Here is a 19851-nt window from a genome sequence, read left to right on the forward strand (position 1 = left end):
TTAAAATTGAGGTGATTTGTCATGAATGAATCGACAAAAGAATTGAATGCAATTTTACGTAAGTATGAGGTAAGCGGACCTCAACTTGCTTATTGGTTGTATCTAACGCTTGAAAGAATGACAGAAGATTACCGCGATAATTATTTAGAAGAACTTGGTGACGAGAGAATGGCACAGTTGGATGCGTTAGTTGATGAACTAAATGGTGTGGTTAATGAATACTGGCACCTAATTAAATGAATCTACAGCTAAAAAACTTAGAACCCTAACAGTAATAATACTTATATACTATTACTAATAATATACTCTATATATAATATATAATTATTAGTTTTATATTTATATTATATATATAAGGTATATTTTTTATAGAGGGGGTTCTTTTTCTTTTTTGTTTTTATTAGATGTTGTTGTGTATTGTTTACCCCCTCCTGAATTTTTGAGATTTATATATTTTTATTTTGACGACTGTAGAAAGTCGTTTTTTTACATTGGTAATAGATTGCCAGTTTTCGCGGTTAATCATATAATTTAATCATGATTATTCTTAGCAACAAACAGGAGAGGGTGTGTAAAAGTTGCGGTATGCTGTGTATGTACGTGTATCAACTGATAAGGACGAACAAGTATCATCAGTTGAAAATCAGGTTGATATTTGCCGATACTGGATTGAGAAGAATGGTTATGAATGGGATCAGAGTGCTGTGTATTTTGACGATGGTATTTCGGGTACCGCATGGCTTGAGCGCCATGCGATGCAGCTTATATTACAGAAAGTTAGGAAAAATGAATTAGATACGGTAGTTTTTAAATCGATACACCGCTTAGCCCGCGACCTTAAAGATGCGCTAGAGATTAAAGAAATATTACTTGGTCATGGGGTGCGTTTAGTAACAATTGAGGAAGGTTACGATAGTTACTATGAGGGTAATAATGATATGAAATTCGAGATATATGCGATGTTTGCTGCGCAACTCCCTAAGACATTATCAACATCCATCTCAGCAGCATTAAGCGCTAAAGTAAGACGTGGTGAGCATACAGGAACCATTCCTTTTGGTTATGATCGTATTGATAAAAAATTAATAATTAATGACGAGGAAGCGCTCCTTGTTAAGGAAATGTTTGACTGGTACGAAGACGGGCGAGGATATCGTATGATTGCTAATAACTTAAATAAAAAGGGGTGCAGGACAAGATTCGGAAACTTATGGTCTGAGGCATCTGTAAAAACAATAGTCACTAACTCTTTATATACTGGTGAACATGTAATGCACAAATATAAAACAGTAAAAGTTGATGGTAAAAAGAAAACCGTTAAAAATCCTAAAGAGAAGTGGTTAGTATTTGAAAATCACCATGATGCTATAATTTCAAAAGAACAATGGGAACGTATAAATCCAGTAAGTGACGTGAAGGATAAAAAGACAAAATCAGATTATCGTAATGAGTTTCGGGGAATAGTATGGTGTGCACACTGTGGTAAAAGAGTAAGAGCAATTTATGCTGGAGTACGCAGTAAATATGAGCGCGTGTATATGAAATGTTCGACGTATAAGGCGTACGGAACATGTGTAAATCATATACCAATCCGATACGAAGATTTTCGTAATTTAATCTTAGAACGATTAAAACAAAAGCAGGAGTATATTGAAACTAGATTAGTTGCACAAATTAAGGACAAGCTGCAAGGAAAAATAGCAAAATCAAAAAAGACGATTAAACAGCTGGAGAGTAAAAAAGAAAAACTATTAGAACTTTACATGGACTCGTTCATTGATAAAGAAACTTTCGTTAATCGAAACAGGAAATTAGAAGATGAGATGACAGCTCAGGAACTTCAATTACTTAAATTAAAAGATAAAGATATTCAAAACAGGGAAACAAAGGATATACAGGATGCTTTTATGCTGTTGCAGGAGGAACAGGACTTACATAAAGCTTTTCAGAAACTAATAAAAAAAATAGTGTTTTATCAAGATGGGAAGCTAGATATAGAATATACTTTTGATATTTAATTTTTGTAGCTATTGATATAATGAACATCAAGTAATAACTGGCAACAAACACAAAATAAATGGTTAGATTATTGGTTGTACGGAATTGAAAATGGAATTATGGATGAACCAATGGTTGATGTGCAAAGAGAAAATAAATCGTGGCAAAAGATAAAAAATTGGCCAGATCCAGCGGCTGTACCTTCAAAAATCCGTATGTATTTAAGTAATAAATCAGTCAATTTTCCACTAAGTATGGAATCTGTTAATAAAGTTTTCTCATTCTTAGATGATGCACAAATGAAATCAAATCAATTAGTAGCAAACCCAGAATTAGAAGTAGCCAATCGATTAGTATATACAATGCCTGTACTGCAAAAAGATACACGCATAAGTGGTACACCAAAGATTTCAATTACAGGAAATATTGATCGATCTGTATCAAATTTAACAGCATTACTTGTTGACTATGAAGGAACGAAGCCGGAAATCGTAACGAGAGGCTGGATGGATCCACAAAACTTAAATAATATAGAAGATTCAACAGCGATTCAACCGGGCAAAGATTATACATTCACATGGGACATGCAGCCAGATGATTATGTCTTTAAAGCTGGACATCAAATAGGGGTCGTTTTAATTGCTAGCGACTATGATTATACAATTAGACCGAAAGCGGGCACGAAACTTACAGTGAAATTAAGTGAAGTGACATTGCCGATTGTGAAATAAATATTTTTTCCAAAGAGCTTACTAAAGTAAGCTTTTTGTTTTATAGTCTGAATTTTTAATTTTATATTTCAAATTGGAAGGTTATGTAATACAATATCATTATATTCTATGGAAAGTGAGTGATATATTATGACAGTCAGCTCTTTCGAAAGCGCATTAAAATTAGAGGTACGAGAAGATTAGTTGAATTGGAATCTTCCGTACGTAAAAACGGAGGAGAAAATAAATGTTTAGTTTTTATAGTACACTTTGTACGGAACTGTATGATTACACAAAACCAGTCGGTTATTCTTTAAATGGTGATATTGAGTATTACAAAGAACGTTTAAAAGATTGTAGAGGTAGAATTCTCGAAGCTGCAGTAGGTTCAGGGCGTGTCATCATTCCGCTTCTAGAGGCTGGTTTTAAAGTGGATGGGATAGATTATTCAGCTGAAATGCTTGATTCTTGCCGTAAGCGGTGTAAAGAGAGAGGCTTACATCCTAATTTATATGAAGGAAGCTTGCAACAATTTTCACTTCCGCATAAATATGAGGCAATTATCATTCCTACTGGATCTTTTTGTTTAATTGAAAATCGTGTGGATTCTATAAACGCATTGAAATGTTTTTATGAACATCTTAATCCAGGCGGACGATTAATCGTAGATATTATGCTTCCGCATGACTGGAAGACTGGGGAAATTCATACATCGACTTTTTCTTTGCCGAGTGGAGACGGAATCACATTAGAAAATAAATCAATTGAAATAGATTGGCTGAACCAAGTTACTGTATCATATTTGAAATATGAAAAGTGGAGTAAAGGACAGCTAGTACAAACAGAGTTACAACGTTTTGCGCTGCGCTGGTATGGAATAGTAGAGTTTAAACTCCTTTTAGAAAGTATAGGTTTCTCTAACATTACTTGCTCTGCTGAATATGTTTATGAAAAAGAACCGTCAAATGCAAATCAAATGATTACTTTTGAAGCTCTGCGAAACGAAAAATAGAGAACTATCTATGGAAACAAGGCAGTCAATACAAAATGGACTGTCTTGTTTCCATTGTCCAAGCATTCTCCTACTAACTACATATACTATTTATGTTAAAATCGGTCACTATTTTAAACAGGACTGCTATTTTAATATATATAACTATTCAGGCAAGAGGGGAGAATAAATTTGGAAAACGAAGAACAAGGTAGAATTGAAAATCAAGTGTATTCAAATCGTGTAGTAAGATCAGAATTTGATGCGAATTGGGAAACTTGTATATCAAAGAGTGGTTATGTAATTTATATAGCAACAAGTAATAATGCTGAAGTAATAGTACTTCTTGCAGATGGTTCAAGTAAATTATTAATTTTCGAAAAAGGTGGTAAAGTAGTAGTAGGTGGCGGTGGAACAAGTCATTACAGTAAGCCACATATTGCAAGAAATATTTAAGGTAAAACATGTTAATTGAGAAGAAGCTGAAAAACGGTTAGTCATTCATATTTAGAGAATGACTAACCGTTTTTAAATGTAGTTTTTGAAGAATTATATATGTTATAGTATAATAGTGTTTTAAAACAATGTTATTTTAATATATTTCAAATTTTGTTATGTATTATTTTTATATTAAATTAGCACCTAAAGTATTTTTTTATATAAGGAGTAGTAATTAGAGAAATGAAAAATATAGACTTTATACTAGAAAGTGATGAGGCATTAAAACCGTCTGAACGATTAGTACTATTATTATTAGAGAAGCATAGAATGTTATATACGAACGATCTATTGGCATTATCAAATTTATCATATAAAACATTAACAGATTCATTAACGGCGCTTGTTTTAAAATCGTATGTGTTAAAGGAAACAGGTAAGGGAAGAAGACAGAATTGCTATAGATTAGTATGATAAGGCAGCTGTTTTAGAGATTTTTACATATGTTTTTTAATCGTAAGGTGAAAATGTGTTTTTGGTTTTCAAACGAAAAACTTACTATAAGAGGGGCTAAGATAGTAGTATTTCATTTTTGTAAGTGTAATTATTTCGTCATTGAAAATACAAAAATAAAATAAACCGCATAAAACAGAAATAAAAAAACAATCCATTTGGATTGTTTTTTTATTGGAATAATATTATTTGATATGTTGAAAGCATGAATAGCAAAATAAAATAACCCGTCATAGAAAATACAAAAATAAAATAAACCGCATAAAACAGAAATAAAAAAACAATCCATTTTTAAAATGGATTGTTTTTTTATTGGAATAATATTATTTGATATGTTGAAAGCATGAATAGCAGAATAAACATTACCTGTTTTAGTTCATGCAACTGAACGAATATGATGAAAACTATGTGTATAGTTTTTTTAATTACTTTTTTCAGTAACTCTAATGAAATCATAGTCTTTATTGTTTAAAGGTATTATTTTAAACATTATTGCTATTCAACATTAAGTACAAAGGTAATTTATAATATTATTATGTAAACTTAAGTTTTTAAAAGGAAAATGTAATAATTAATAGAACATGTAGAAGGGGATGCTTAAATATTTTGAAGGATAGGAGATTATTATGGAGCATTTACAATCAATAGTACAAGCTGTTTTAAGTGGTCATAAGGAAAAAGTAGTGGAGTTTATAAAGGCGAGTCCAAGTATTGTTAACGAATGTAGTGAAGATGGATGGACACCACTTCATTTAGCAGCTTATTTTGGACAGAAAGAAATAGCGAGTTTTCTTTTAGAAAGCGGTGCAGATATACATAGTAGAGCGAAAAACGAAAATGAAAATACGCCTTTGCAAGCAGCAATTGCGAACAAGCAAAGTAAACTTGTTGCTTTCTTAATTGAAAAAGGATCAGATGTAAATATTATGCAAAGTGGTGGCTGGACAGGACTTCACGAAGCGGCATTATTAGGAAATGAAGAAATAATTATGTTACTCCTTAAAAATGGAGCTAATAAGATGATAAAGAAAAATGATGGGAAAACAGCGTATGATATTGCATTAGAAAAAGGATATGGTCATCTATTACATCATTTGAAACAGGAAGTGAACTTATGATGAATAAATGGAGTGTTGGTATATTTTTATTTAATGAAGTAGAAGTGTTAGACTTTGCAGGGCCATTTGAAGTTTTTTCTGTAACTGAGGTGAATGAAGAAAAACCATTTACTGTTTATACCGTTAGCGAGAATGGGGAAATGATTACAGCAAGGAACGGATTGAAGGTACAGCCAGATTATAGTATTGAAAATTTACCACCAGTGGATATTTTAATAATTCCGGGTGGGCTAGGTGCTAGAGAATATGAAATAAAAAATGAAATAGTAATAAAATGGATTCGCCAACAAATGAAAGAAGTAAAGCTGATGACTTCAGTTTGTACAGGAGCGCTATTACTGGCGAAAGCAGGTTTACTGGAAGGTTTAAAAGCAACAACACATTGGGCTAGTATTGAAAAGTTTAAAAATGAGTTTCAAAATGTTGAAGTTATAGAAAATGTAAAGTTTGTAGATGAAGGACATATTATAACATCTGCCGGAATTTCAGCTGGAATTAATATGGCATTTCATATTGTGAAAAACTTGTTAGGTATGCATGTTGCGGAGGACACAGCGAAGCGAATGGAGTATGATATTAGTTTGCCAAATTAAAAAGCCCGGATTGGGCTTTTTATATTGAATGAATATAGTTAAGCTCTTCATCACTCAAAATAGGGCGAACAGATGCATTTGCATTTTCTTGTGCTTGCATTCCGGTTTTGGCACCAGGAATTACAACACTTACTGCCGGATGAGAGAGTACATAGCGAAGTGCAAGTTGCCCTAGGGTCTGATTTTTATTTGAGAGCAATCGAAGTTTTTCTACGGTTTGTAAGTCTTCTTGAAACCAAGTTTCATTTGGCCATTCTTTGCGTAAATCTCCATCTGGAAAAATTGTTTTATTTGTGAATTTTCCAGTTAAAATGCCCATTTTTAATGGACCACGAATAATAGATCCTAGATTTTTCTCTTGTAAGAATGGTAATATATCTTTTTCAGGTTTTCGATTTAATATATTGTAATCAAGTTGTACGATATCAATTTCGTTGTTGTTATTGAAATGATGAATGTATTGTAAATCATGAGTCGAAACACCGACTGCCCTTACTTTTCCATCACGTTTTAATATGTCAAATGCACGTAGAAATGCTTCTGTTTCTCTACGATTATGCCACCAAATATGACAAAAATAAAGATCAATATAATCTGTTTGAAGACGTTGTAAACTTGTTTCAAATACGGCGATGATTTTTTCGGGAGTATCATATACAGGAACTCCATTAGGGTCGTAGTGGTGTCCGATTAAACCACCTTTCGTTGATAGGATAATATCATTACGATGTCCTTTAATCGCGGTAGCCACCAACTTTTCACTATGTCCTAAACCATACACATCCGCAGTATCAATAAAATTCACACCACACTCAATTGCTTTTTTTATAGCAGTTATAGATTGTTTATCGTTAACAGGTCCCCATTCATCACCACCGATTGCCCATGCCCCAAAACCTATTTCAGAAACAGTTATTCCAGTTTTACCTAATGTGCGGTAATGCATATTTCCCCTCCTTGTAAGCATGTTATAACATGGATATGTGGGGTAAGAATTTTGTGTGTGAAAAAACTCTTCTACAATAGTAGAAAAAGAATTACAGAAACTACTATTTTATAGCAGCATGTATAAAAAAAAACGGTGTAAATGTAGAAATGTCGTCGAATGCTATCTTTAATTGGTTAATTTATGGGATATTTTTGTGAAGGAGTTTATTTTATAAGAATAGAATTTAGTTTAGTAAGAAAACGTGCCGATGATAGTGAAAAATATGGGTTAGGGGGATTTGAATGAGGAAACTCAAACGAGTAAATGTTCCTAATATACCAGAACAATCATCACAACCTAGTGACAAGCGTAAGATAAATAAAAAGAAGTTAAGGCGTCTTATTTTAATGGTCCTTTTTATTGCGGCAACTACTCTGTACGTTCAATATATTTTAACGAAACAACAAGAAGTAATTGATAAAAAGAAAGATACGATTACGGATCAAAAGAAACAATTAGTATCTTTAAAGAAAGATAAAGGTTCTTTAAAGACTAACATAGAAAATTTAACAGACGATGAAGAAGAAATTTTGAAGTTTGCGAGAAAAGAGTATCAATTTTCTAAGTCAAATGAAACTATATTTGTGATGCCAAAGTAATAAAAAAACAGCTAGCCATTGAACTGCACCTCCAATTGTTAGACACCGTCTAACAATTGGAGGTGCAGTTTTTTATGTATGAATGTCATGGTACAAGGAACAATCACATATTGTAAAAATGAAGAGTTTAAGCTATTTGCATAAATATGGAATATGCACTAAAATAAATGTTGTTAAAATTCTGTTAATTATATTATAATACAAGGTAAGCGGATACATTTTTTAATCAACGTTGAGTTCCTCGCTCATACGACTATTAAGAAACCCGTTATCCTCGTATAAGAAAGGAAGATAGCTGTGTACGCTTCAAATACAATTTATATCGTAGGGGATGCGAAAGCACCTCAAAATAATCCCATTACTGAAAAGTTTAAAAGCTATTTCGTAGCATTTGTACTTGTTAAGGATACAGGGGAAATTGTAGATGCAGACTGCTCAGCGACAATTGCATTAACATCTCAATTTGTTAAATATTTATTTCTACATAAAAATATAAATGACCCGGCGTTAGTAATGGAAGTAAAGAACCGATATTTCGGCTCTTCTCAAAAAGCGTTACTTGTAGCGCTAAAAGATGCACAGAAAAAATATAATCAGATTGCTGCTTTGTCTACTCAATCATAGACAAAATCCAGCCGTAAGAATCATTCTTATGGCTGGATTTTTTTATTTCACATTATCATCCTACACCAAAAGTAAACGAAAACAAAGTAGAGAGATAGGAGAGTAAATGCTCAATAGGTTTACCTAATAATCTGTGGGTATAAATTTCCAGTGGATTAAGATTTCACTTCATTGGAAGAAGAAAGGATGAACAAAATGAAAATTACAGACGTAAAAGTAAATCGTAGACGTATAAAACTGCATACACCGTTTAAAACCGCACTTCGTACTGTAACAGAAATTGAAAGTATAGATGTTTATATTCATACAGACGAAGGATTGATTGGTAAGGGGGCTGCAGCCGCAACGCCAGTTATTACGGGTGATTTCACCAGTGGAATGGAAGAAGCGATTTTAGGACCGATGCGTTCATGTTTAATTGGTCAAGATATCATTCAGTTTCAGCAGTTACTACAGCGCATTCAAATGAGTTGTATTGGAAATTCAAGTGCGAAAGCAGCGGTAGATATCGCTTTATATGATGTATATTGCCAATATCAAAATGTGCCGTTATATGCATTGTTAGGCGGGAAGAAAGAAATTTATACCGATATTACAGTGAGTGTGGATGAGCCTGTATTAATGGCAAAAGAAGCGAAGAAACATATAGAAAAAGGATTTCAAACATTAAAGATTAAAGTGGGTAAAGAGGCGCATTTAGATTTGGAACGTATTGAGGCAATTCGAAATGTGGTACCAAGAAATACGACATTACGTTTAGATGCGAATCAAGGTTGGAGTCCAAAAGAAGCGATCTCTATCATTCAAGAGATGGAAAATCGTAATTTAAATATAGAATTTATTGAACAACCAGTACACGCGAAAGATTGGGATGGGTTAAAGTACGTCAAAGATCGTGTGCAAACGCCAATTATGGCCGATGAAAGTATATTTTCAGCAAGTGATGCATTAAAGCTCGTTCAAGGAAGATATGCAGACTTAATTAATATTAAATTAATGAAATGTGGTGGCATACGTGAAGCATGGCGTATTGCAGATATCGCAGAAACGGCTGGTGTGAAGTGTATGGTGGGAAGCATGATGGAATCTTCACTTTCCGTTAGCGCTGTTGCACATTTAGCGGCAGCACATCCTAATATACATTATTTTGATCTTGATGCACCGCTTTGGTTAATGGAAGAGCCAGAAGGAATGACTTATTCTGGATCAAAGGTAAACCTTCAATCGACAGTGAATAGTAAGTCTTAGGAGAAGAGACTAGTAAACTATTTTTTTAAGGGGGATATATATGAAAAAAGTAGGAACTGCATTTTTAACAACTTTATTTATATTTTCATCGTTTACATCGGCAAATGCTGAAGAAAAGAAGGATAATAAAGCATTTATAGATGTATCTGCTGCAACGTTATGGACAGCACCTGATTCATTAAGGTCAATCGATACACCGAGTGCAACAAATCCAGTGGATCTATGGAAATGGACGAAATCAATGACACTTGACGAGAAACTATGGTTAACAAATGCAAATAAATTAGAAACACAAGCGTTACTCGGTCAAGAAGTAACCGTTATTGATAAGAAAGGCGAGTGGGTGAAGGTATTAGTGCATGGACAGCCAACACCACGAAATGAAGAAGGTTATCCGGGCTGGATGCCTGAAAAGCAATTAACATATAATCAAGAATTTGCAGATAAAACAAATGAACCTTTTGTGTTAATAACAAAGCCAACTGCGATTTTATATATAAATCCTTCTGAAAAACATAAATCACTTGAAGTCAGTTATAATACAAGACTGCCGCTATTAAGTGAAGACACAATTTCATACCGTGTATTGTTGCCAAATGGTCAGAAAGCATGGCTACGAAAAAATGATGGAACAGTTTACCGTTCTCAAACTGATATTCCAAAACCGACAGCTGATGATTTAATTAACACAGGGAAAATGTTTTTAGGTTTACCGTATATATGGGCTGGTACAAGTGGTTTTGGATTTGATTGCTCTGGCTTCACGCATACGATCTATAAATCGCACGGCATTACAATTCCGCGAGATTCTGGACCGCAATCAAGAGCAGGAATTGCAGTTGATAAAGAAAACTTACAAAAGGGAGATTTAATCTTCTTTGCACATGATCAAGGGAAAGGTAGTGTCCATCACGTTGCAATGTATATTGGTGATGGCAATATGATTCACTCACCAAGAGCTGAAAGGTCGGTAGAGATTATACCACTAAATACACCAGGATATATAGAAGAATACGCTGGTGCTCGTCGTTACTTACCTTAAAAATAGAGGGGGTTTTTAAATGAAAAAAGTTGTTCGTTACTCATTAGTTAGTACTCTATTAGTTTCTTCATTTTTAGTTGGCTGCGCAAAAGAAAAAACTACAACAAAGCCGAAAGATGAAAAGAAAGTATTACAGTTACTAGAAACGGGTGAAATTCCGTCGTTAAACTCAGTGAAAGTCACAGATGCAGTCTCGTTTAACGTTTTGAATAACGTAATGGAAGGACTATTCCGTCTATCGAAAAATGATGAAGTAATTGAGGCAGGCGCACAAAAATATGAAGTGAGTAAAGATGGAAAGATATATACATTTCATTTGCGTGATGCGAAATGGTCAAACGGAGATCCAGTAACCGCTCATGATTACGTATACGCTTGGAAGCAATTGATTAATCCAGATACCGCTTCTCAATATGCATACATTGCGTACGATGTGAAAAACGCTGAGAAGATAAATAAAAAACAACTAGGTCTAGATGAATTAGGAGTAAAAGCGAAGGATGATAAAACGTTCGTCGTAGAGCTAGAACATCCTGTACCGTATTTTACGAAATTATTAATTTTACCATCCTTCTATCCAATTAACGAAAAATATGCGAAAGAGCAAGGTGATAAATACGGATTAGAAGCAAATAAAGCGGTATATAATGGACCATTTACATTATCAGAGTGGAAGCATGAAGCTAGCTTTACAATGAAGAAAAACGATAAGTATTGGGATAAAAAAGAAGTGAAGTTAGATGAAGTAAACTATCAAATTGTAAAAGAAATTTCAACTGCGGTAAATTTATATGAAACAGATAAAGTTGATAGAGCTGTTATTTCTACAGAATTCGTGGATAAATATAAAAATAATAAAGAGCTAAAACAATATACAGATCCAGTTATGTACTTCTTCCGATTTAATGAAAATGTACCGATTCTTAAAAATAAAAATGCACGTCTTGCGCTAAGTACAGTTTTTGATAAGAAAGGACTTGCGGATTCATTTTTAAATGATGGTTCGGTTGCTGCAAACTATTACGTACCAAAAGGATTTTTAAAGGGACCAGATAAAAAAGATTTTAGAAGTACGGCAGGTGAGTTTAATAAAACTGATGTAAAAAAAGCGAAAGAATATTGGGAAAAAGCAAAGCAAGAAACAGGTACAGATGAAGTGACGTTAGAACTATTAAATTATGACTTAGAAAACTTTAAAAAAGTTGGAGAGTACATTAAAGAGCAGCTTGAGAAAAATTTACCAGGTTTAAAAGTGAATGTGAAATTGCAACCACATACGCAAAAATTAGCACTAGAGAAGAAGAAAGAATATGAAATGTCGTTATCACGCTGGTTACCGGATTATCCAGATCCAATGACTTACTTAGAAGTATTCCTTTCTGGAAGCAGTGTTAATAATACAGAATATGCAAACCCAGAATATGATGCGTTAATTAAGAAGATTAAAACAGAATTAGGTAATGATGAAAAAGCTCGCTGGAAAGCAATGCAAGAAGCTGAAAAAATGCTACTTGATGATGCAGTAATTGCACCGGTATTCCAGCGCGGATTATCTTACTTACAAAAACCATATGTGAAAGATTTATATGTACATCAATTTGGTCCAGCTACAAGTTTAAAAGGGGCAGATGTACAAAAATAAAAGAATGGAGAAACAGACTTCACGTATGTGATAGTCTGTTTTTTTGTACAGTTCCGAATGAAATATAGACATTTCATATGTTTTTTTACGACTTAAAAATAAAATTATTACTAAAATTCCAGTGTGAAATTTATGTAGAATCTTGTATAATTAACGTGTTTCTATGGAAACATTTTCTTGCGCTATTTCTATAGGATTTAATAGAACAAGGAAGGAAATACATACATGTATATAATAGACAAATAGAATGGAACATGTATAGAGAAAAAGGAGAGAAAAGATGGCGTGTCAAAGACAAGGGTTACAATTTAATAACGATAGAAAGAGGGACAGAAGATGAAAATGAAGCATGCTTTTGATCCTATAATTTTAGCGTGTGTGCTTTTTTTCATTATCATTCTAATCCCATCGAAAAGTTTAGTATCGCTTATTAGTGATAAGAAGGTAGAAGATGCGGCTACTTCTTTACAAAAAGAGAAATTACAAAGTGTTTTCTTACAGCGAAAAATGTTAGATAATTCACAGTATTTACCGATGTACGGTTCATCAGAATTTTTACGAATGGATGTATATCATCCGTCTAATTATTTCAAAGTAAATCCAGCTGGTTTTACACCGTTTTTAATTGGAACTGGCGGTACACAAAGTTTAGCTCATATTTTAAATATGACATCTACTATGGATGAATTAGAAGGTAAAAAAGTAGTCTTTGTTCTTTCACCACAATGGTTTACAAAGACTGGTGTATCACAAGGGGATTTCACTAATAATTTCTCCAAACAACAAGCATATCATTTTATTTTTAATGATGAGATAAATCCAGAAATGAAGAAGCAAATCGCCAAACGGCTATTAGATTATAAAGTTGTTCAAGAAGATGATATATTAAAAAATTCATTAGAAGGTATTGTATATAATGATACGAAACATAACATAAAAGCAGGTTTAGTTAAACCACTTGCTTATATGTATCGAAATATTTTAGATCATAGAGATTTATTTAACTCTTTATTTAAAATCGAACCGATGAAAGAGAAAACCAATAGCGGGCTTCGTTCAATTTCTTGGGAAGACGCACGTAAACACGCAGAACAAGAAGGGAAAGCTGAGTCTACTACAAATACATTCGGAATTGAAAATCCGTATTATCATAAGAATAATCTGAAGAAAAAACTAAAAGGTTTAAAAAACTTTAGAGCAAATGAAACATATGATGAATCACCAGAATATGATGATTTACAAATTATTTTAGATTTATTTAAAGAGAAAAATGTCAAACCACTCTTTATTTCTGTACCTGTAAATGGGCCTTGGTATGATTATACTGGCTTCCCGAAAGAACGCCGTGAAGTGTATTATAATAAAGTTCGAGAACAGGTTGAGAAAGCAGGATATCCAGTAGTTGATTTCTCTGGTCATGAATATGATAAGTATTTCTTAAAAGATACGATTCATTTAGGCTGGAAAGGTTGGATTTATTTTGATGAAGCAGTGCAGAAATTTTATTCTGAGAAATAAAGTATAGAAATCGGAATGGCTATGAGCCGTTCCGATTTTTTTAGTATAGAGGATTTTGGTGAGGGCAATTTGGGAATGCATGTATATCTTGAACCTGTCTATAATCATAATGTTTCATTGCGAACTGAGCTTGATAAAGGTATTCATACACATATAATTGACCATCATGCGCTGAACATAATACGCCAGAAGTTCCTTGCCCATTTATGAAGGAAATACCGATAGGGCGTCCGATTAAGTATGGTATTTTTTGCTGCCAATGCATAGGGGAATCACTCCTTTTTGAGATAATATACGAAAGAAATGATCAAATGGTTGCTTATCCATGTAAATGTAGATGGAAAGGTGTTATATAATTCCTGAAGATTAATTCATATATAAATAAAAAACCGCTATAATTCCGAATGAATTTATAGCGGTTTTTATTATATTCTTAAGCGAGATTTTTACGCTTTTTTGTCCATTTTTTTATAACGAAGTATAAAAGTATAAGTACGACGCCACCAATTGCGAATGATTTCACATACGGACCAGCAATATCATTTATATTCTCCCAATTTTCACCTAGTTTTTCACCTAAATAAATGAAAATGATTGACCAAGGGATGATTGCGAGTGCTGTTAATGTAGTGAAACGTAGTAAAGGCATTTTTGTAATACCAGCAGGAATTGAAATCGCATGACGCACTACTGGAATGAAGCGTGCTGTAAAAATGACGCCAGTTCCGTAACGATTAAACCAATCTTCTGCAGCATCTATTTGTTTTTTATGTATGAAAATATATTTTCCATAACGTTCTAATATGGGGCGTCCGCCGTATCGTCCAAGCCAATAAATAAAGATTTGGGCAATAACACCGCCAATTGTACCGAATACGACTGCACCTATAAATGAGATACTACCATTGAATACTAAGTAACCTGCATAAGCAAGGACTATTTCACTTGGAATAATCTCAATCATAAGTCCAAGCATAATGCCCCAATAACCTAATCCTTCAAAAAACGTTAATACTGAATGAATAAAACTACTTAACATTGTTGCACCTTCTAGTTTATGAATTTTTGAGTATAAGAACCTTTTATTTAATCACGTAAAAGGTTCACTATATGTAGATTATACCTTATTTACATAGGGAATTGCTATTTCAATTCTTTTATGTCTCTCATAAGTATTATAGTAAAGGATATAAGCCGCGTTTTTATGAAGGGTTAATGAAAAGATTATTAAAAATTTCTCATATATCAATGATAATAGACTGAAAATTAAGTATAATGGTATAGGTCTTTCATTTACAAAAATAGGAGGAGAACGTATGTATATTACAGATCCGATTTATGGACCAATCTCTATTCGTGATAGAGATATCCTTCGATTGATAGATACAAAAGCATTTCAAAGGTTGACGCATATTAAACAACAAGGACATACTTATTTTTTACATGAGAACGCAATACATACAAGAGAAGAACATTCGATAGGTGTATATGTGCTAGTAAATAAAGTGATAGAACATCTTACTGAGATTGGTGACATACATTTATCGAAATATGAACGAAAGCTAGTATCTACTGTAGCCCTTCTACACGATGTTGGACATGGGCCATATTCACATTGTTTTCAGCAAATATCGGGTGAAGATCATGGTGAGTGGACGGTACGAATCATTCAAGAGGACGAAGAAATACGTACGATTTTAAATCAAACACCTAGATTATTAGATGATGTAACGAAAGCTTTAACAGAAGATGGAGTTTTTCCAATTATAGATGAGCTCTTATTTAATTCATTAGGAATGGATCAATTAGATTTTTGGAATAGAGATATATATTACTCATCGCTTGAATTAGAAGGTTTACAGATAGAAGAATTGATTGCTAACATGCGTTTAATTGACGGTAAACTTGTTATTGAAGAATCGGGAATCCCCTTCATTGAACAATTAATGAAAATGAAAGAAGGGCTTTACAATAATGGATTTGGCCACCCGTTTGTGATAGGAAAAGACATATTGCTGCAAACAATTTTTAAAATGATAGAGGAGAAAAATCTTTCGTTCTATACTCCTGAACTTCAAAACTTCTTTCATAACGGAGAGAAGTTAGAAGTAGAGGACTTTCTTCCGTTACAAGATGAAATCATTTTAAATGAAATAAAGTACTTTGCAAAATCAAAGGACGTACAATTAGCGACGTTAATTCAGCTTTATTTTTCAGAAGCCAAAAGTTTATCTTTTGAAAAAGGACTAGAGGGTGATTTTAAAAAGGAAAATAGCACTTTAGCAGTAATAACTGAGAAAAAGGCGTACAGTTCATATGTAGGTGGTATTTACGTCTATAGTGAGGGGCAGTTAGAGGATATTATAGAAAAATCCCCTTTTATTCAACAGATAGTGAGATTACCTAAAAAAGAATATGCATATTCTTTTTAAATTGGTTTGAAAACATAAAATAGATGGGGTGGAAATGTGAACTGGAAAGAACGTCTTCTAGAATTGGATGATTTACCAATTATATTAGAATGGTATAACGACGAAGAATTACATAACATAGCAGATGTGAAACCATTTAAGCGATATACAATAGAAGAACTTCGGGAGTATTGGACTAAAAAATTAGCGCGGTCTTATGCAAGTTATCATGTAATAATAGTGAGAGATGAAGTAATAGGAAGAGTCGGATTAAAAAAGACGAAATATGATGATACCTATGTGATGGAATACTCTATTCTTATTGGCGTTTCGAATTTATATTCAAAAGGACTTGGAACAGAAATTACAAAGTATTTCATAAGTAAATCGTTTTTAGATTCCGATATACAAGCAGTTGTATTACAGGTACGGGAAGACAACAAAAGGGCAATTCGTTGTTATGAGAAAGCTGAATTTAAAAAAGTAAAATCATATATAGAGAATGAAGTGAAAGTGTATGATATGCATAGAATTAAGAATGAGAAAATAGCACGTTAAAAAAACAGTTAATTCTGAATGTAATGAGGGTTAGAGGGATATATGGAACCTTAAATGACACTACTTGTAGATATGCGTAATACTACGGCTTTATATGAAATGAAACTTAAATTTAAATAAATCAAGCAAGCATTTGTTGTATATTTGGAACAGATGGTTGCTTGTTTCCGTTATAAAAAAATAGAAGCATTTCTGCTCCTATTTTTTAAGGCTTCACATCTAAGTTCTGTAAAAATAAAGTTGCTGTTACGTAACGCTTTGCTAACATTTGTACATAAGCGGTATGTACAGAAAGGGTCGCAATGATAATAGCGTTACGAATTGCTTCGCGTTGTTCGTTATTAATTTGATCGAACTTGCTTGCGATTTTATCAGCTTTTTCTTTTACGATGTTTTCAATTGTATGAACTGTATCTGTTGCATTTAGTTGTAAGCAATTCCCTTGATTGAGTTCTTCAAATAGAGAAGAGTATGCTACATATAAATGAACAGGATTGATTAAATCATCACTTCGATCGGCTGGGTCATTAACGATAAGGCGTAATAGCTTACGAATTGATTCAAAATCAAGTGCTGTTTTTAAATCTTCGACAATGAACAGTAAGGCTGCTTGTTCAATCGAATATTTTTTCCCTTTTTGAGGAGAGCCAATCATTTCTTTTATATCTCGTTTCACCCAGTTTTGCATAGCAGTTACAGAGAAACTTGTGTTTTCAATCTGATTGCCAAGCGCAACTATTTCATTTAAAGAAAAACCGACATCAGTATCGTCAATTTTAATCAGCTTTTCAAAAATAGGTGAAAGTGCGGTAGTAATAAAAGCTGTAACGCTTTGTCCGCTTTCAATATCTTTTTTATGTGACTTTGCCCAAGCTTCTTGTAAAATACCGAGAGGCTTTTTCGTATTCCATCCTCTTAGTGATAGAAGAAGGGTAGCCATTTCGTTTCGTGTGAGATGAAATGTTTCCATCTTTTCACCTCCAAAATAATAAAAAGTTCTTATGAACTTATAATATGTTTTGTTTCATTTAAAGTCAATTCTGTTTTGCTTAATTTTTCCTTTGTCACCAAACTGTTGAAAGTAAATAATACTTGCATATTTCGACAAAAGTTCATATAATAAGTTCATAAGAACCTTTAAAATGTTCTTAAAAACAAATCTATCATTCTGAATTTACTAGAAAGATAGATTTCACATATATCTATATAAAAGGAGAATGGATATAATATGTTGAAAAAACTTGTAGCAGTAATGACAGCATTCATGGTTATCTTTGGGGCTAGCAGCTTTATGTTCGTAGATCATGCAGCAGCGAAAAGTTACAAATCGGGTAAAAAATCATTTACACCAAGTTCAGGTCAAAAGTCAAAAGTTGATTTAAACAAAAAAGACTCAAATGTAAATTCTCAAAAAACGACTCCAGATTCAAAAACGAAAGCAACAAACACAGCACCAAAAAGTAATAAAGGAAGCTTTATGAAAGGTTTATTACTAGGTGGTCTTGGTGGTTTACTAATGGGTAGCTTATTTGCAAATATGGGAGCTCTTGGTTCTGTATTAGCATTTATGGTAAATATGTTAGTAATGGCTGGTATCGTAATGTTAGCAGTTCGTGCATTTAAATACTTCAAAGACCAACGTAAAAAGAAGGCAGATGAAGTAGCATGGAAACAATAAAAATTTCTGAACAAGAATTAATAAATGCGCTTTGCGTATATATAGCTGAAAAAAGACAAGTGGGTCCAGAAGAAGTGTTAGTTGAACTCATGTATGACGATGACTACGGTTTCTCTGCGGAAGTAGAGGTAAATGGTCGCCAGCAAATTTTAATTCAAGCAAACTTAATCGAAGCATTACGCTTATTGCTTGACAGAGAATATAATGTCAATTCATTCGCAGCGAGATTACAACTTGAATTAGATGATGAAGAAGGTATTTACGCATTAGCGAAATTTAATAGTGATGAACAATAAGACTGTTAGGGCTTTATGCTCTAGCAGTTTTTTATTTTAATTTCTATTTTTAGTATGTTTCCTATTTTAGGATAAAATTCAATTTTTAATAAACTGATGAATTGGTAAAAATATGTTATTCTTATTAAGAATGTTTTATGTTAATAGGAGGATATTATGAAAAAGAAATTATTAGCAACAATTGCTGCGGTATGTTTATCTTTAACTGCTTGTAATTCAACGGAGCAAACAAAAGATGTACAAGCGAATGAAAAAAAAGATAAGAATACTGAACAGCAAACAGCAACAACTAGCCCGAAAGCTAAAGAGATAAAAGAAAAAAGTGCAGTGGAGAGATTATCACAAGATCATAGTGTTTCGTTAGAAGGTGATGGTGCGAATTCTTCTGATTTTTTTGAGTTAAAATCCGGATTTGTTATTGCGGAAGTAGAACATACAGGAGAAAGTAATGCAATTCTAGAGTTAAAAGATGAACAAGGTAATGACTCTGGTTCACTTTCGAATTTTATTGGTAATGGAAAAGAAAAACGTGTAGTTTTATTAAACAAGAGTGGAAAATATTTTATTAATCCAATGGCAGATGGTCACTGGAAAGTGAATATGTCTCAGTCTATTCCAATAGATAAAGTAGTAACAGCTCCAGGAACAATTAGTGGTCACGGATCTGATGTTGTTTTTGTGAAACTTGAAAAAGGTTTGAAAGAATTGCATGGTGTACATAAGAATGGTGAAAGTAATTTTGTAGTGGATTTAAACGATAGCATGATATTTAATGAAATTGGTGCTGCCGATACTACGAAAAAAGTACCTGTAAAAGAAAATGGTATACATATATTCACTATTCAAGCTGATGGTGATTGGACAATCGAAGTGAAATAATTTGAAA

At 33.0% G+C, this 19851-nt stretch carries 22 protein-coding genes and 1 pseudogene; 19 read left to right on the plus strand and 4 right to left on the minus strand.

Annotation, left to right across the window (positions count from 1 at the left end):
• The first annotated feature begins 21 nt into the window (after positions 1-21).
• The 8 genes and pseudogenes from DN400_RS28285 (at position 22) to DN400_RS28320 (ending at position 6361) form a co-directional block, all read left to right on the plus strand.
• Positions 22-240: a hypothetical protein gene (locus DN400_RS28285; RefSeq protein ID WP_042597849.1), complete on the plus strand. Its 219-nt coding sequence runs from the start codon at positions 22-24 to the stop codon at positions 238-240.
• A 338-nt stretch (positions 241-578) separates the two neighbouring features.
• Positions 579-2018, plus strand: coding sequence for a recombinase family protein (locus tag DN400_RS28290; RefSeq protein WP_147802084.1), 1440 nt, complete (start codon positions 579-581; stop codon positions 2016-2018).
• A 24-nt stretch (positions 2019-2042) separates the two neighbouring features.
• Positions 2043-2729 (plus strand): annotated as a pseudogene (locus DN400_RS28295) (CocE/NonD family hydrolase C-terminal non-catalytic domain-containing protein); the annotation flags it as partial.
• Between the two features lie 226 nt (positions 2730-2955).
• On the plus strand, positions 2956-3720 hold the full coding sequence (locus DN400_RS28300) for a class I SAM-dependent methyltransferase (RefSeq protein ID WP_147802085.1): 765 nt from the start codon (positions 2956-2958) through the stop codon (positions 3718-3720).
• A gap of 171 nt (positions 3721-3891) precedes the next feature.
• Entirely contained in the window at positions 3892-4155 is a 264-nt protein-coding gene (locus tag DN400_RS28305; RefSeq protein WP_000426646.1) for a hypothetical protein, read from the plus strand.
• Positions 4156-4380: 225 nt separating this feature from the next.
• Positions 4381-4611, plus strand: coding sequence for a hypothetical protein (locus DN400_RS28310; RefSeq protein WP_000789031.1), 231 nt, complete (start codon positions 4381-4383; stop codon positions 4609-4611).
• A 665-nt stretch (positions 4612-5276) separates the two neighbouring features.
• Positions 5277-5768, plus strand: a complete 492-nt coding sequence (locus DN400_RS28315) for an ankyrin repeat domain-containing protein (RefSeq protein ID WP_016512680.1) — start codon at positions 5277-5279, stop codon at positions 5766-5768.
• Entirely contained in the window at positions 5765-6361 is a 597-nt protein-coding gene (locus tag DN400_RS28320) for a DJ-1/PfpI family protein (RefSeq protein WP_000981422.1), read from the plus strand. Before DN400_RS28315 ends, DN400_RS28320 begins: the two co-directional genes overlap by 4 nt.
• Positions 6362-6380: 19 nt before the next feature.
• On the opposite strand, the gene DN400_RS28325 is transcribed toward DN400_RS28320, so the two are convergent.
• Positions 6381-7307 (minus strand): aldo/keto reductase, encoded by a 927-nt coding sequence (locus tag DN400_RS28325; RefSeq protein WP_098211273.1) that lies wholly within the window; start codon positions 7305-7307, stop codon positions 6381-6383.
• 284 nt (positions 7308-7591) lie between these two features.
• Between DN400_RS28325 and DN400_RS28330 the strand changes: the two genes are divergently transcribed.
• The 6 genes from DN400_RS28330 to dltD all read left to right on the plus strand — a co-directional run bounded on the left by DN400_RS28330 (position 7592) and on the right by dltD (position 14022).
• Positions 7592-7948 (plus strand): FtsB family cell division protein, encoded by a 357-nt coding sequence (locus tag DN400_RS28330; protein ID WP_001228739.1) that lies wholly within the window; start codon positions 7592-7594, stop codon positions 7946-7948.
• 297 nt (positions 7949-8245) lie between these two features.
• Positions 8246-8572 (plus strand): DUF3870 domain-containing protein, encoded by a 327-nt coding sequence (locus DN400_RS28335; protein WP_000271314.1) that lies wholly within the window; start codon positions 8246-8248, stop codon positions 8570-8572.
• Positions 8573-8758: 186 nt separating this feature from the next.
• Entirely contained in the window at positions 8759-9820 is a 1062-nt protein-coding gene (locus DN400_RS28340) for a dipeptide epimerase (RefSeq protein WP_025118374.1), read from the plus strand.
• Positions 9821-9860: 40 nt separating this feature from the next.
• Complete coding sequence (locus DN400_RS28345) at positions 9861-10862, plus strand: C40 family peptidase (protein WP_023522207.1); 1002 nt, start codon at positions 9861-9863, stop codon at positions 10860-10862.
• 19 nt (positions 10863-10881) lie between these two features.
• Complete coding sequence (locus DN400_RS28350; protein WP_000758268.1) at positions 10882-12504, plus strand: peptide ABC transporter substrate-binding protein; 1623 nt, start codon at positions 10882-10884, stop codon at positions 12502-12504.
• A 336-nt stretch (positions 12505-12840) separates the two neighbouring features.
• Positions 12841-14022, plus strand: coding sequence for a D-alanyl-lipoteichoic acid biosynthesis protein DltD (dltD, locus tag DN400_RS28355; protein ID WP_147802086.1), 1182 nt, complete (start codon positions 12841-12843; stop codon positions 14020-14022).
• A 40-nt stretch (positions 14023-14062) separates the two neighbouring features.
• Here dltD and DN400_RS28360 read toward each other — a convergent pair whose 3' ends face one another.
• Both DN400_RS28360 and uptA read right to left on the minus strand, forming a co-directional pair.
• The gene (locus tag DN400_RS28360; protein ID WP_000558692.1) at positions 14063-14287 is read right to left on the minus strand and encodes a hypothetical protein; all 225 of its coding nucleotides are present in this window, start codon (positions 14285-14287) and stop codon (positions 14063-14065) included.
• Between the two features lie 168 nt (positions 14288-14455).
• A complete protein-coding gene (gene uptA, locus DN400_RS28365) occupies positions 14456-15061 on the minus strand; it encodes an undecaprenyl phosphate transporter UptA (protein WP_000952913.1) in 606 nt (201 codons plus the stop codon).
• A 277-nt stretch (positions 15062-15338) separates the two neighbouring features.
• On the opposite strand from uptA, the gene DN400_RS28370 reads away from it, so the two are divergent.
• Both DN400_RS28370 and DN400_RS28375 read left to right on the plus strand, forming a co-directional pair.
• The gene (locus DN400_RS28370) at positions 15339-16454 is read left to right on the plus strand and encodes an HD domain-containing protein (protein WP_098211275.1); all 1116 of its coding nucleotides are present in this window, start codon (positions 15339-15341) and stop codon (positions 16452-16454) included.
• Between the two features lie 36 nt (positions 16455-16490).
• Complete coding sequence (locus DN400_RS28375; RefSeq protein ID WP_003312395.1) at positions 16491-16991, plus strand: GNAT family N-acetyltransferase; 501 nt, start codon at positions 16491-16493, stop codon at positions 16989-16991.
• 205 nt (positions 16992-17196) lie between these two features.
• Here the strand turns inward: DN400_RS28375 and DN400_RS28380 are convergent, their stop codons facing one another.
• Positions 17197-17961: a DUF1836 domain-containing protein gene (locus DN400_RS28380; protein WP_000447231.1), complete on the minus strand. Its 765-nt coding sequence runs from the start codon at positions 17959-17961 to the stop codon at positions 17197-17199.
• Between the two features lie 258 nt (positions 17962-18219).
• Here DN400_RS28380 and DN400_RS28385 point away from each other — a divergent pair, with 258 nt between their 5' ends.
• The 3 genes from DN400_RS28385 (at position 18220) to DN400_RS28395 (ending at position 19844) form a co-directional block, all read left to right on the plus strand.
• A complete protein-coding gene (locus DN400_RS28385; protein ID WP_000914478.1) occupies positions 18220-18669 on the plus strand; it encodes a hypothetical protein in 450 nt (149 codons plus the stop codon).
• Positions 18657-18965: a YxcD family protein gene (locus DN400_RS28390; RefSeq protein WP_000447760.1), complete on the plus strand. Its 309-nt coding sequence runs from the start codon at positions 18657-18659 to the stop codon at positions 18963-18965. The genes DN400_RS28385 and DN400_RS28390 overlap by 13 nt, the downstream gene beginning before the upstream one ends.
• A 156-nt stretch (positions 18966-19121) precedes the next feature.
• Positions 19122-19844 (plus strand): hypothetical protein, encoded by a 723-nt coding sequence (locus DN400_RS28395; protein WP_000727976.1) that lies wholly within the window; start codon positions 19122-19124, stop codon positions 19842-19844.
• Positions 19845-19851 lie beyond the last annotated feature (7 nt).

The organism is Bacillus sp. AR8-1, from assembly GCF_008042345.1.
Taxonomy (GTDB): Bacteria; Bacillota; Bacilli; order Bacillales; family Bacillaceae_G; genus Bacillus_A; species Bacillus_A cereus.